Annotated in this window: 10 protein-coding genes; all 10 read left to right on the top strand. The window is 64.7% G+C overall.

The features are described from left to right. Positions 1–81: 81 nt before the first annotated feature. The 10 genes from DBR47_RS20760 to DBR47_RS20805 all read left to right on the top strand — a co-directional run bounded on the left by DBR47_RS20760 (position 82) and on the right by DBR47_RS20805 (position 13,723). The gene (locus DBR47_RS20760; RefSeq protein ID WP_231512424.1) at positions 82–2,622 is read left to right on the top strand and encodes a GspE/PulE family protein; all 2,541 of its coding nucleotides are present in this window, start codon (positions 82–84) and stop codon (positions 2,620–2,622) included. 35 nt (positions 2,623–2,657) lie between these two features. Next, on the top strand, positions 2,658–4,397 hold the full coding sequence (locus DBR47_RS20765; protein WP_124453690.1) for a GspE/PulE family protein: 1,740 nt from the start codon (positions 2,658–2,660) through the stop codon (positions 4,395–4,397). Beyond that, positions 4,397–5,635, top strand: a complete 1,239-nt coding sequence (locus tag DBR47_RS20770) for a type II secretion system F family protein (RefSeq protein WP_124453692.1) — start codon at positions 4,397–4,399, stop codon at positions 5,633–5,635. Before DBR47_RS20765 ends, DBR47_RS20770 begins: the two co-directional genes overlap by 1 nt. Before the next feature lie 212 nt (positions 5,636–5,847). After that, on the top strand, positions 5,848–6,234 hold the full coding sequence (locus tag DBR47_RS25395; protein ID WP_124453693.1) for a type II secretion system protein: 387 nt from the start codon (positions 5,848–5,850) through the stop codon (positions 6,232–6,234). Positions 6,235–6,273: 39 nt separating this feature from the next. Next, positions 6,274–6,738, top strand: a complete 465-nt coding sequence (locus DBR47_RS25400; protein ID WP_305037023.1) for a type II secretion system protein — start codon at positions 6,274–6,276, stop codon at positions 6,736–6,738. Then, entirely contained in the window at positions 6,735–7,316 is a 582-nt protein-coding gene (locus tag DBR47_RS20785) for a type II secretion system protein (protein WP_124453695.1), read from the top strand. The genes DBR47_RS25400 and DBR47_RS20785 overlap by 4 nt, the downstream gene beginning before the upstream one ends. Continuing rightward, the gene (locus DBR47_RS20790) at positions 7,303–8,163 is read left to right on the top strand and encodes a type II secretion system protein J (protein ID WP_197047204.1); all 861 of its coding nucleotides are present in this window, start codon (positions 7,303–7,305) and stop codon (positions 8,161–8,163) included. Before DBR47_RS20785 ends, DBR47_RS20790 begins: the two co-directional genes overlap by 14 nt. Positions 8,164–8,245: 82 nt before the next feature. After that, positions 8,246–8,653 carry an agglutinin biogenesis protein MshP gene (locus DBR47_RS20795; protein WP_124453700.1) on the top strand — a complete coding sequence of 136 codons (408 nt, stop codon included), beginning with the start codon at positions 8,246–8,248 and terminating at the stop codon, positions 8,651–8,653. Then, positions 8,650–12,645: a DUF6701 domain-containing protein gene (locus DBR47_RS20800; RefSeq protein WP_124453702.1), complete on the top strand. Its 3,996-nt coding sequence runs from the start codon at positions 8,650–8,652 to the stop codon at positions 12,643–12,645. The genes DBR47_RS20795 and DBR47_RS20800 overlap by 4 nt, the downstream gene beginning before the upstream one ends. Before the next feature lie 25 nt (positions 12,646–12,670). Beyond that, positions 12,671–13,723, top strand: coding sequence for a hypothetical protein (locus tag DBR47_RS20805; RefSeq protein WP_124453703.1), 1,053 nt, complete (start codon positions 12,671–12,673; stop codon positions 13,721–13,723). Position 13,724: the final 1 nt, after the last annotated feature.

Here is a 13,724-nt window from a genome sequence, read left to right on the forward strand (position 1 = left end):
GCAGTAGCATCGAAGGCGCAAAGAGCCGTAGAGCCGGGACGTCGCTCAAACGTTCCACTCAAACCCTGTCCGGAGGAATGAATGCCCGATTTGTCTGCCCCGCTGAACTGGCCCCACGGCGAAGCCCCTGCCGGCTCGGCCGAAGCCAACAATGCCACGGGCAAACTCAATTTCGTCTGGCCCATGCCGCCCTTTGCGGCCTACCCGCGCGCCAAGGCACAAAGCACGCCCGAACCCTGCGAGGTCTTGGGCCTGAATGGCAGCCGCAATCCCGGCCATCTGATTCTGATGGCGCCCCAAGACCGGGTGGCCCAGGTGCTGGTGCCACCGGCCCGCAACGCCATGCCGCTCAAGTTCGGGCAGTTCCGCGCCCTCAAGCTCTTGCGACCCATCGTCGCGGCGCCGCGTGAAATCGACCCGGCCGACGATGTGCTCAAGCTGGATTCACGCCCACGCAGCGAGTTCAAGCTCTTTTTCGTGGGCGGCGGCGAACTCAAGGGCCGCACCATCGGCCATTGCCAGGACGACTTAGGCCTCTTTCTCTTCCCACCCATCAGCGATGCGGACGACTCGGTCTACCGCGTCTTCGTCCCCCGCGAGGTGCTGGACCATTTCGAAATCGGCGAGCGCATCGGCGATGTGCTGGTGAAAGAAAACTTGGCCACCGCCGCCCAGATCAACGAAGCCGCCAGCGAGCAGCAAAGCCTGCGCTCGCGCCGCGTCGGCGACATTCTGGTGGCCGAGAGCATCGTCAGCGCCGAGCAGCTGATGATCGCCATCGAGCAGCAGGCCCGCATGCCCATGGTGCGTATCGGCGAGGCCTTGCTGGCCCTGGAGCTGATCACCGAGGAGCAGCTGGAGCACGCACTGGAGCTGCAACGCGGCGACCGCTCCGTGCCCCTGGGCGAGCTGCTGGTGCGCAAAGGCATCGTCACCCGCCAGGCCTTGCAGTCCGCCCTGGCGCGCAAGATGGGCTACCCCATCGTCGATGTGGCCAGCTTTGCCATCGAACCCGACGCGGTCAAAAAAATCCCCTATGCCGTGGCCAAGCGCCTGGACGTGCTGCCTCTGCTGCTGCGCGATGGCCGCTTGATCGTGGCCATGGAAGACCCGACCCGGCGCGAGGCCCTGGACGAGATCGAGTTCATCGCCCAGCTCAAGGTCACACCCACGCTGACCAAGGTCGGCACCTTGCTCAGCGCCATCCCAAGCACCTACGAGCGCTATGGCGGCGACGCCATCGCCCGCAGCGAGCTGACGCCCGGCAGCTACCAGGCGATCGACTTCTCGCTGGACAAGGCCGATCAGCTGATCGAGACCCTGGAGCGCGAGGTGCAGGACCGCGGGGGCCGCGATGAGGAAGTGCCGCTGGAGCAGAGCGACAACTCCCTGGTGCGTCTGATCAACACCATGATCATCGAGGCCAGCAGCCAGGGCGTGTCCGACATCCATATCGAGACCTATCCGGGCAAAGAGAAGCTCAAGATCCGCTTCCGCAAGGACGGCGTGCTCAAGCCCTATCTGGAGCTGCCCAATACCTACCGCAACGCCATGATCGCGCGCATCAAGATCATGTGCGAACTCGATATCTCCGAGCGCCGCAAGCCGCAGGACGGCAAGATCAACTTCGCCCGCTTCTCCCCCCAGCACAAGCTGGAACTGCGGGTCGCCACCATCCCCACCAACAACGGCTTGGAAGACGTGGTGATGCGCTTGCTTGCCTCGTCCAAACCCATCCCGCTGGAAAAACTGGGCCTGACCACCCGCAATCTGAGTGAGTTGAAGAAAGCCGTCAGCCGCCCCTACGGCATGGTGCTTTGCGTGGGCCCAACCGGCTCGGGCAAGACCACCACCCTGCACTCGGCGATGAGCTATATCAACACGCCGGACCGCAAGATCTGGACGGCCGAGGACCCGGTGGAAATCACCCAGGCCGGCCTGCGCCAGGTCCAGGTCAACCCCAAGATCGACTGGACCTTTGCCAAGGCCTTGCGCGCATTTTTGCGAGCCGACCCGGATGTGATCATGGTGGGCGAAATCCGCGACGAAGAGACCGGCGAGATCGCCGTCGAGGCCTCGCTGACCGGCCACCTGGTGATGTCCACCCTGCACACGAATAGCGCGGCGGAAACCATCACCCGTCTGCTGGACATGGGCATGGACCCCTTCAACTTCGCCGACTCCCTGCTGGCCGTGCTGGCCCAGCGCCTGGTGCGGCGGCTGTGCCCCTCCTGCCGAACTTCCAAGCCGATTGCCGAGGCCGGCCTGCAGGAATGGCTGGACGACTATCTGCACATCTACCCGAATGAGCAGCGCCCCTCGCGCCAAAGCGTGCTGGACGATTGGGTCAAGAGTTATGGCCATAAGGGGCAAATCCTGCATTACCACAGCCCCGGCTGCGAGGTCTGCGATCAAACCGGCTACAAGGGCCGGGCCGGCCTGCATGAGTTGCTGGTGGTCTCCAAAGTGCTGCGCCGCCAGATCCAGACCGGCGCTCGCGCCGAAGAGCTGTTGCAGACGGCCCTGGCCGAGGGCATGCAATCCCTGCGCCAGGACGGCATCCTCAAGGTTCTGCAAGGCATCACCACCATGGCTGAGGTTCGCGCGACGAGCAATGCCTGAGTCCACATCGACAAGAGAAACAAGCAAAACCGACGATGGATACAGAAAACAGCGCAAGCAATGCTGACGCGGGCTCGGGCCCACCAAAAAAAGTGCGCCTGGGCGATGTGCTGGTGCAGCAGCAGCTGATCTCCGAAGCCCAGTTGCAACAAGCCCTGGAGCTGCAGCGCAGCTCAGGAAAGAAGTTAGGCCGGCTGCTGATTGAAGCCGGCCTGATCACCGAAGAGGCCCTGGCCCATGTGTTGGCGCGCCAGCTGCGCATTCCCTTCGTCAATCTCAAGACCTTTCCGCTCAAGACCGATCTGGTGCGACTGCTGTCGGAGACCCCGGCGCGGCGCTTTCGCGCCATCGTGCTGGAAGACCGCGGCGAGGCCTTGTTGGTGGCCATGGCCGACCCGCTGGACCTGTTTGCCTACGACGAGCTGAGCCGCCTGCTCAAGCGCCGCATCAATATGGCCGTGGTGGCCGAAAGCCAGCTGCCCACCGCTTTTGACCGCCACTACCGCCGCAGCGAGGAAATCAGCGGCCTGGCCAAGGCGCTGGAGAAAGACATCGGCGACGCGGTGGACTTCGGCGCCCTGCAAGCCAGCGTGGGCCAGGAAGGCGCGCCGGTGGTGCGCCTGCTGCAAAGCGTGTTTGAGGACGCGACCCAGGCGGGGGCCTCCGATGTGCACATCGAGCCGCAAGAAGGCGAGCTGCTGATACGCACCCGCATCGACGGCGTCTTGCAAACCCAAACGCAGGCCGACAAGCGCATTGCCGCCGCCCTGTCCCAGCGCCTCAAGCTGATGGCAGGTCTGGACATTTCCGAAAAGCGCCTGCCGCAGGACGGCCGCTTCACCCTGCGCCTGCGCGAGCGCACCATCGACGTGCGCCTGTCCACCCTGCCCGGCCAGTACGGCGAATCGGTGGTGATGCGGCTCTTGGGCCAGGGCAATGCGATTCGCCGCCTGCACCAGATCGAGATGCAGGCCGACATGCTGGCGCGCTTTCGCGAGATCTTGTCCCAGCAGTCCGGCATGGTGCTGGTCACTGGCCCCACCGGCTCGGGCAAGACCACCACGCTCTACGCTGCACTCAGTGAGCTGAACGCCGAGCAAAGCAAGATCATCACCGTGGAAGACCCGGTGGAGTACCGCCTGCCCGGCCTGACCCAGGTGCAGGTGAACGAGAAGATCGAGCTGGACTTTGCCCGCGTGCTGCGGGCCACCTTGCGGCAGGATCCGGATGTGATTCTGGTCGGCGAAATGCGCGATGCGCAGACGGTGGAGATTGGCCTGCGCGCCGCCATCACCGGCCATATGGTGCTGTCCACCCTGCACACCAGGGACGCGATGAGCACCCCGTTTCGCCTGCTCGATATGGGCGCACCGCCCTTTATGGTGGCCACCTCGCTGCAAGCCGTGATCGCCCAACGGCTCTTGCGTGCGGTGTGCGAAAACTGTGCCGAGGTGCACCGGAGCAATCCACAGGAGGCGGCCTGGCTGCGTGCGGTGGCCGGCAGCGGCAGTGAAGACATCGAAACCCTCAAAGGTGAGGGCTGCTCCGCCTGCAATGGTTCGGGCTATTCGGGGCGTCGAGGCATTTACGAGATGCTGGAGATGAATGCTGACATGGCTCTGGCCGTACAGCGCAGCGACGCCGCGGCCTTTATGCAGGCAGCGCGCCTCGCGCTCAAGGGCAAAACCCTGGCCGACCAAGCCTTGGCCTTGGTCTTGGCCGGCAAGACCTCGCTATCGGAAGCCATGCGCATTTCATTTGACGGTGATGCTTGATGCAAGCCTTTGCCTGGCGAGGACGTAACAACCGCGGCGAGCTGCTGGAAGGCGTGATTGACGCCGACAGCGCGGACGCCGTGGCCGCCCAATTGATGGCCGGGGGCGTCGTGCCCACCGGTATCGAAGTCAGCGGCAGCAGCCTGTCCACGCCCAAGCAGGACTTCTGGCAAAGACTGCAGGCTAGGCCCGTCAGCATCGAGGACTGCCTGGTGATGACACGCCAGCTCTACACCTTGCAAAAAGCCGGCGTGCCGATTCTGCGTGCCCTGGCCGGCTTGGAGGCCTCAACCGCCCAGCCGGCCATGGTGGAGATGCTGCAAGACCTGCGTGCCAGCCTGGACCAGGGCCGCGAGCTGTCCACCGCCATGGCTCGCCACCCCAAGGTCTTCAGCCCTTTCTATATCGCCATGATTCGGGTCGGCGAGATGACGGGTCGGCTGACCGAGGTGCTGCTGCGCCTGGCCCAGCATCTGGAGTTCGAGATCGACATCCGCTCCCGCATCAAGCAGGCCCTGCGCTACCCGCTGATGGTAGTGGTGGCCATGGCCATCGCCATCATCGTCATCAATATCTTTGTGCTGCCCACCTTTGCCACGGTGTTCGCTGGCTTCAAGGCCGAGCTGCCTTTGATGACGCGCATCTTGCTGGGCTTTTCGGCCTGGACCCTGCGCTGGTGGCCCCTGGTCATCATTGGCGCAGCCGGCCTGGTGATGGGCGTGCGCGCCTGGCTGGCCACACCGACCGGTCGCTACCGCTGGGACCGCCGCAAGCTGCGCCTGCCGATTGCCGGCGAGATCGTGCTCAAGGCCACGCTGGCCCGCTTCTCGCGCAGCTTTGCCCTGGCCTATAGCTCGGGCGTGCCCATCAGCCAGACCATGACCGTGGTGGCGCAGACGGTGGACAACGCCTATATCGGCAGCCGCATCGAGCAAATGCGCGATGGGGTGGAACGCGGGGAAAGCATCTCGCGCTGTGCGGCGGCCGCCGGCGTGTTCACCCCCATCGTCTTGCAGATGATTGCCGTGGGCGAAGAGACCGGTGAGTTGGACGGTTTGATGATGGAGATCGCGCAGATGTATGAGCGCGAGACCGACTACAGCATCAAGAGCTTGTCCGCCTCCATCGAGCCCATCCTCTTGCTCATCATCGGGGTGCTGGTGCTGATCCTGGCGCTCGGCGTCTTCCTGCCCTTGTGGAACTTGGGCCAGGCGGCCATGGGCCGCGGCGGCGGTTAAGCGAAACCGGCCATGGCAAAGCGGGACTTTTTCACAAGGCGGCAAGGAAAGACCGGGGAAAACCTGCTTGATCTCAAGTCGCCCCGCCAGACCCCGATATACAGTTTGTTCGAATGGCCGCAAAGGTATGCAGCGATGTCTTCCCCAGTGAAGGCTTCACCGGCCAAGCCCAATAATTGTTGAACCCATCTCCCCCCGAAAAAAGGAACATCATGAAGAAGCAAGCCGGTTTTACCTTGATCGAACTGGTGATGGTGATCGTGATCCTGGGCATCTTGGCCGCCGTGGCCCTGCCCAAGTTCGTGGATCTCAAGAGCGATGCCAAACAAGCCGCCGTGGCGGGTGTGGCCGGTGCTTTGAGCAGCGCGTCTGCCGTCAACTATGCTGCACGCAAGGCCAACGCGAACAAGGGTGTCGCCATCACCAGCTGCGGCACGGTGGCCGACGCACTGCAAGGCGGCATGCCCGCCACCGTGGTGATCACCCCTGGAATCGCCTCTTCCGGTGTGCCCGTCGACACCTCGGTGGCGACCTGCACCGTGCAGGACTCGACCGACAGCACCATCACGGCCAGCTACACGGCCATCGGCATCAAGTAAGCGGCAGGCTTGAGCAGCCTGCCTGATGAGCCCGCCCCTGTGCGCCCGCCTTTACCAGCCCGGGCCAGCAGGGGTTTTACGCTGATTGAGCTGGTCATCGTGATGACCATGATTGGCGCCCTGGCCGTCTTCGCCCTGCCGCGTTTGGTGGATACCGAGATGTGGCGGCTGCGCGCCTTCAGCGACGATTTACAAAGCCAAATGCAGGCCATGCTGCGCCTGTCCCTGGTGCAGAGGCGGCCCATCATCGCCACCATCAGCCCCACCGGCGCGACTTTCGCCTATGTGGGCGGTGGCCCGGCGCTCGCCAGCGTGGACTGCCCCGCCAGCTCCAGCCCCTGCATCGCCGAATCCGGCAGCCGCTCCATCACCTTCAACAGTGGCAATAGCGGCTCCAGTATCAGCTCCACCGGCGCGGCCCTGGCCGTCACCGTCAGCTCAGGCAGCTACAGCCAGGGCTATGTGCTGGAGAACGAAACCGGCCTTTTTTACGCCACGCCATGAGCCGGGCCACTGAAACCGGGGCGAGTGGCTTGAGCCGGCAACGCGGCCTGTCCCTGATCGAGCTGATCCTCTTCATCGTCGTGGTCAGTGCGGCCCTGGCCGGCGTCCTGCGCGTCTTCTTGCAGGCCGGCAGCAGCAGCGCCGACCCGCAAGCCCAGCGCCAGGCCCTGGCCATTGCCGAGTCCTTGATGGAAGAGGTGCAGCTGATGCCCTTCACCTTTTGCGACGGCGACGACGCCAATCTGGAAACCGCGGCGGACAGCACCGGCTGTTCCAGCCAGGCCGAGGCCATGGGCCCCGAGGCCGGTGAGAACCGCTTCACCACGCCCCAGTTCGACAACGTCAATGACTACCATGGCTATGTCATGAGCGGCGGCATTCGCGACATCAACAACCAGGCCGTCGTGGGCCTGGAAGCCTATAGTGCCTCGGTCCAGGTCACAAACAGCGCCTTGGGCAGCATCTCACAGGCCAGTGGCGATGCGCTGATGATCACCGTCAGCGTCACTGGCCCCCACGGCGTACAGGTCCAACTCAGCGGTTTCCGCAGCCGCTATGCACCCAATGCCGGCATCTAAGCACGCGGCAGCCCAACGACGCGGGCAACAAGGCTTCACCCTCATCGAGGCGGTGATCGTCATCGTGCTTACCGGCATTTCGGCGGCCATCGTCAGCGTCTTCATCGTCGGCCCAGTGCAGGCCTATATCGCCAGCAGTGAGCGGGTCCGCCTGGTCGACAACGCCGACACCGCCTTGCGCCGCATGGGGCGAGATCTGGCCCGCGCCCTGCCCAATAGCGTGCGGGTGACGGCCAATGGCCAAGGCCTGGAACTCATCCCCACCACCGATGCGGCCCGTTATTCGACCCAGGGCAGCAATGCCCTGCTCTTTGGCGTCACCGACAGCAGCTTTGATCTGGTCGGCCCCGGCCTGAGCCTGGCCAGCGGCCAGCAACTGGTGTTCTACAACCTGGGCGTGGATGTGCCGGACGCCAATGCCTATGCCGACAATAGCAGCGCAGCGGCCCAGGCCAGCTCCAACCGGCGCAGTTTCAGCAATGGGCCAGGGCTGGCCACCACCATCAATCTCAATGCCCTGGGGCCTTTGCCCACCGGCCTGCTCTCCCCCCCTTACCGCGTCTACGCGGTCAGCAGCCCCATCACCTACCGCTGCGACCTCATCAACAAGACCCTGGTGCGTTACCAGGGCTATGGCTTCCTGGCCACCCAGCCCGACCCACCGAGCGCAGGCAGTAGCAACTTGCTGGCCAAGGGCGTGGCGGCCTGCAGCTTCAGCTACAACCCCGCCTCGGTGGCCGCCAGAGCCGCTCTGATTACCCTCAGATTGACTCTTGGCACCAACACCGACGGCACGGGCGAGACGGTTAGCCTCTACCATGCCTTGCATGTCGACAACCTGCCTTGAAGGGCCCCGGGCAAGACCTGACCCTCAACCCGCCACAGCCTGCCGCTCCCGGGTGCGGCAGGCAGGTTTCACCCTCGTTTCCATGGTCTTCATCCTGGTCGTGCTGGCCGTCTTGGGCGCGGCCATGGCCAAGTTCAGCATGCGCCAACAACTCGGTTCGGCCAGCGAGCTGGCCGCCGCCCGGGCCATGCAAAGCGCCAACGCCGGGCTGGAATGGGCTAGCTTTCAGCTGCTGCGCAATCCGCCGCCGCCCAGCGCCGCCCCGGGCTGCTTTGCCAAGACCAATATCGCGCTGCCGGGCGGGCTGAACGACTTCGTCGTCACCGTCAGCTGCAGCCTCAGCAGCGGAGTCGATGGCGGCGACAGTTTCAGCTTCTATCAAATCACCGCGACCGCCTGCAATGCACCCAGCGCCGGGGCCTGCCCCAGCACGGCCCCGCTCAATCCCAGCTATGTGGAGCGCCAGCTGAGCCGGCGTTTGGTGAGATGAACTTGCACCCTCAGGCCTTGCTCGCCTGGCTCTGCACCCTGCTGGCGCTGTGCCTGTTCAGCCCAGAGGCCGCTGCCGTGGCCTATAGCTTTCCCGGCAATCTGCCGGCTGGCTGCACGGCCTCGGGCTCGACCTATACCTGCGGCTCTTTGGCCCTGGGCGCGGGCGACACGGTCAGCATCGCTGCGCCCAAGCCGGCCACCGTCAGAATCAACGGCACGCTGGACATCAGCAACGGCGCCACCTTCAATGCCTCGGGCGCGGCCAGCGATGTGAGCCTGGTTATCAGCGGCGCTTTGACTCTGGGATATCAGAGCGTGATCATGGGCAATGTCACGGCGGCCTCCATCAGCACCAATAGCAATGGCCTGGTGATTGGCGGCACGCTGACGGCCACCGGCAGCGGCAGCATCCAGCTGCTGGACTGCAGCTCCATCGGCGGCGCCATCAGCAGCGGCACCGGCCCCATCAGCGTGGGCCAGAACTGTGTCGTCAACGGCGGCATCAGCAGCACAAGCGGCGCCATCGCCAATGGCTACCTCAGCCAGGTCAAGGGCAGCATCAGCAGCGCAGGCGCCATCAGCGTGGGCCAGGCCAGCGTGGTCACCGGCGACGTCAGCAGCAGCGGCAGCACGGTAGATCTGGCCTACCAAGCCCAGGTCAGCGGCGATATCTCGGCTTCGGGCAGGATCACTCTGACCCAAGCCTCCATCGTCGGCGGCAATGTGACGGGCAGCAACAACACCATCAGTCTGGGCTACCAAACCCAGGTGGGCGGCAATATCAGCAGCACAGGCGGCATCAGCATTGGCCAGTCGGCCGTCGTGGGCGGCAAAGTCACGGGCGGCAGCGGGGCCATCAGCTTCGACTTTGCCGCCAAGGTCAGCGGCGAGGTCAGCAGCACAACCGGCAGCATCAGCTTCGCCCAGTCCTCGATTGCCCAAGCCTGTGTGCGCTCCAGCAGTTCGGCCAGCATCAGCTTGGGTGCCTCGGCCTCCATCAACAGCGTTTGCTGCGGCAGCAGCTGCGGCAATAGCTGCGTCAGCAATAACACCGGCTTCCCCATGCCGCCAGCCTGCATGCCCACCCCGGTGCTGGACTATCACTTCGACGAATGCAGCTACAAAGGCAGCTCAGGCGAGGTCAAGGACAGCCGCGGCAACTACCCAGGCACGGCCCAGCAAGGCGCCACCACCGGCGGCAACAGCCCCCTGGTGATCGACCGTTATGCCGACCTGAGTTCCAGCTCCGGCCTGCGCTACATCACGCCCAATAGCTTTGTGCCCACGGGCAATAGCTGGACGGTCAGCGCCTGGTTGAAGTTCCCGCTCAACACCTCGGGTGGCAGCCCTTACCACATCCTGGCGGCGGTCGATGGCGGCGGCGATCTGATCTTCATCGACGGCACCAGCAACTACGTCTGGGGCAGCTATAACAACAACACCATCACCCGTGGCAGCTTCCGTTTCAGCAGCCTGAGTTCGGGCTGGCACCATGTGGCGGTCACCGGCAGCGGCGGCGTGACCACGCTCTATATCGACGGCGCGTTCAAGGAGTCCGTCAACTCGCAGACCAAGGGCAATCTGGCCTTTGTGGGGGCCTCCTGGGACATCGACTCCGGCACGCACGAGAGCATCAACACCCTGATGGACGAGTTCATGCTCTTCAACAGCGTGCTCAGCGCGAGCAATATCAGCAGCCTCTACAACAACCAGAGAGCCGGCAGCAATTACGACGGCAGCGCCCGCACACCCAGTGCCTGCGTGGCCACGGTGGCCAGCTTTGTGGTGAGCAGCACGGCCAGCGCCTCCACCTGCAGCCCCAAGAGCTTCAGCATCACCGCCAAGGACGCCTCGGGCAACACCCTCACCGGCTATACCGGCACGGTCAGCCTCTCGACCTCGACCAACCGGGGTGATTTTTCAAGCGGCAGCCCCAGCCCTGCCGGCACATTGACGCCGGGCACGGCCAATACCGGCCGTGCCAGCTACAGCTTTGCGGCCGGCGACGCGGGCGTGGTCAATCTGCAGCTGACGCATGGCCTGGCGCAAAACCTCACGATCAGCGTGCAGGACAGCAGCCTCAGCGCGGCGGTGGGCAGCTCCGGCACCATCCAGTTCCGCGACACCGCTTTTGTCTGGTCTGAAGACCTCAGCAACAAGATCAGCGGCAGCAATATCGTCGTGGCCGGCCGTAATCACGATCTGCAAGTGGCCTTGTGGAAGAAGGACAGCGTCACCGGCAACTGCGCCATCGCCAGCGACTACAACGGCAGCCGCAATCTCAAGCTCTGGCGCACGGACAGCGGCGGCCCCTGGACGGCCCCCGCCATCAGCTCGCCCGCGCTGACCATTCCCGCGGCCAGACCGGCCAGCAACAATCTGCTCAACACCAATTTCAGCAATGGCGTGGCCAGCCTCAGCTTGACCACCAGCGACATCGGCAAGTACGCCCTGAACCTGGACGACGACAGCTTGCTCTATGCCGCCACCACCATCAGCGGCGGCTTGGGGCCCCTGACCGTGCGGCCCTTTGCCCTGGTCGTCAGCGGCCTGAGCCTGGGTGGCGTCAACAATCCGGCCGGCAGCCAAGCCAGCGATGCCAAGTTCGGCGCGGCCGGTGCGAGCTTCAGCGCCACCCTGGGGGCCTATCGCTGGAGCAGCACGGCCGATGCCGGCAGTGACGGCCAGGTCGACAGCGGCGCCAGCCTGGCCCAGGTCACCGCCGGCGGCCTCGCCCCCTCTTACAGCAGCGCGATCGCCTTGAGCCCGCTCAGCGGCAGCCAAACGCCCAGCATCGGCGTGCTGGGCAGCCTCAGCAATAGCAGCGGCAGCAACCCGTCCATCGGCGGCTTCAGCGGCGGCCAGGTCACGGTCAACGACCTCAAGTACAGCGAGGTCGGCAGCTTCGCCCTCAACACCAGCGGCGTGGTGCAGAACTTTCTGGGCACGGCCGGCCTCAATCTGGACGCCACCGTCTTCGCGGGCACGGTGCAAAACAAGCGCGTGGGCCGCTTTGTGCCGGCCGGCTTTGTGGCCAGCAACGCCGTGCTCACCCATCGCCAGGCCGCCAGTTGCAGCCCGGCTTCCGTCTTCAGCTATCTGGGTGAGGATTTCAAGATCGCCTTCACCCTGACGGCCCAGAACGCCCAGGGTGCCACCACGCAGAACTACACCGATGTCTTCGCCAAGCAAGACCTGAGCGTGCTGAACCTGGCCGGCATTCAAGGCAGCACCCCCTTCAAGACGGGCGGCCGCCTGGTCAGCAGCAGCTCGGGCACTTGGTCCCTGGGCCAGGCCAGTCCCATCCTGGTCGCCCGGGTCAGCCGCGCCAGCACGCCCGACGGCCCCTTCGCCAGCGCCAATTTCGGCATCGCGCCGGTCGACGCGGACAGCGTGGGCATGCGCAGCTTTGATCTGGACACCGACAGCCCCGCCAACGGCAATGACCGCAGCGCGCTGAAAACCGCCGCCGCCCCCCTGCTGCCCATGCCCGTGCCGCTGCGCTTTGGCCAGCTGCGTCTGCAAAACGCCATCGGCCCGGCCACCCGTGACCTGTATCTGCCGCTGCAAGCCCAGTACTGGAACGGCACGAACTTCATAACTAACACCGATGACAGCTGTACTTCCATCGATTCCAAGACCGTGAATTTCGGAAACTACAGGAAAACGTTGGCGGTAGGAGATGGCAGCCTGATTTCAAAGACCTATCAGCTCAACAAGGGCACGACCAGCCTTGGCTTGAGCCGCCCCGGCGGCGGGCGCAGCGGCAGCCTGGATGTGGCCCTGAGCCTGAACACCTTGAGCGACCAGAGCTGCTTGCAGACCTGGAGCCCCAGCCCCGCCGCCTCGGCCACCGCCTCCCTGGCCTATTTGCAGGGGGCCTGGTGTGGCGCCAATCCGCCGAGCTATGTCAAAGATCCCTCGGCGCGGGCCACCTTCGGCCTGTTCCGCGGTTCCGACAGCCTGATTTACCAACGCGAAAACTACTGAGAAGCCCAGAGAAAGAGATGCAGCGATGAGATGGCCCTGGTTGAAAGCACGCGGCAGCAAGAACAAGCTGCGCCTAAGCCTGCGCTGCAACGGCCAGCTGATCGCCTATGTCTTGAGCGATCCCAGCCTGAACCAGAACCTGCCCTGCCCGCTGCTGCGCTGGGGTGCCATCCCCCTGGACGCCGAGCTGGACTTTGAGCAGGCGGTGGACAAAGCCCTGCAGTCCCTGAATCTGAGCGCCTCGGAGGTCATCGCTTTGCTGGAGCCGCAGGAGTACCAAATCCTCAAGGTCGACACGCCCAATGTGCCTAATGAGGAACTCAAGGCCGCGGCCCGCTGGCAGATCAAGGAATTGGTGGAAAAACATCTGGACGATCTGACCCTGGACGTGATGCATGTGGGCGGCGATGTGCCTCGGGTGCAGCGCCAACTCTTTGTGGTCGCCGCTCGCAGCCGGGCGGTGGAGCAGCGCAGCACGCATTGCGCCGCCGCCGGCTTGCCTCTGCAGGTGGTGGACACCTGGGAGACCGCGCTGCGCAATCTGCAAACCCTCAAGGCCCAGTCCGAGGGTCTGCAAGAGCGCGCCTGCGCCGCCCTGCTGATGATGGAAGACCAGTGCCTGCTGACGATCAGCGCCGGTGGCGAACTCTTCTACACCCGCCGCCTGGACCAAGACCCCCGCCTGGCAGCCCGCGCCACTGGGCAACTGGTGGTCAAACCCCAGCAAGAAGCCCCGCTGGGTTTTGAGTACACCCCGGGCGCCGACTACCTCAGTGCGCAAGACGATAGCGAGGAGTCGGTCCTCATCATCGAATTGCAGCGCTCCATCGATCTGTGGGAGCGCAGCTGGCCCGAGCTGCCCCTGGCCCGGCTCTATCTGCTGTCCCCTGAGCATGGAGACGCGGTGGCCGCCTTGATGCAGCGCGAGCTGGGTTTGCGCACCATGGCCATGGGCGTGCCGCAGCTGTTCAGCGGCATCGACGAAGCCAGCCTCCAGGACCCTGTGCGCCTGCGCGAGCTCGAAGCCTGCCTGCCTCTGCTGGGCGCCGCCCTGCGCCAAGAGTCGCGCGCCCTCTGAA

The organism is Paucibacter sp. KBW04 (assembly GCF_003852425.1).
GTDB lineage: Bacteria > Pseudomonadota > Gammaproteobacteria > Burkholderiales > Burkholderiaceae_C > Paucibacter_A.

What these genes read in the sequence shown, in the direction of transcription:
- DBR47_RS20800 (WP_124453702.1), top strand. Translation starts at nt 8,650, where the DNA reads ATGAACTTGCACCCTCAGGCCTTGCTCGCCTGGCTCTGCACCCTGCTG.
- DBR47_RS20770 (WP_124453692.1), top strand. Translation starts at nt 4,397, where the DNA reads ATGCAAGCCTTTGCCTGGCGAGGACGTAACAACCGCGGCGAGCTGCTG.
- DBR47_RS20765 (WP_124453690.1), top strand. Translation starts at nt 2,658, where the DNA reads ATGGATACAGAAAACAGCGCAAGCAATGCTGACGCGGGCTCGGGCCCA.
- DBR47_RS20785 (WP_124453695.1), top strand. Translation starts at nt 6,735, where the DNA reads ATGAGCCGGGCCACTGAAACCGGGGCGAGTGGCTTGAGCCGGCAACGC.
- DBR47_RS20805 (WP_124453703.1), top strand. Translation starts at nt 12,671, where the DNA reads ATGAGATGGCCCTGGTTGAAAGCACGCGGCAGCAAGAACAAGCTGCGC.
- DBR47_RS25395 (WP_124453693.1), top strand. Translation starts at nt 5,848, where the DNA reads ATGAAGAAGCAAGCCGGTTTTACCTTGATCGAACTGGTGATGGTGATC.
- DBR47_RS20795 (WP_124453700.1), top strand. Translation starts at nt 8,246, where the DNA reads ATGGTCTTCATCCTGGTCGTGCTGGCCGTCTTGGGCGCGGCCATGGCC.
- DBR47_RS20760 (WP_231512424.1), top strand. Translation starts at nt 82, where the DNA reads ATGCCCGATTTGTCTGCCCCGCTGAACTGGCCCCACGGCGAAGCCCCT.
- DBR47_RS20790 (WP_197047204.1), top strand. Translation starts at nt 7,303, where the DNA reads ATGCCGGCATCTAAGCACGCGGCAGCCCAACGACGCGGGCAACAAGGC.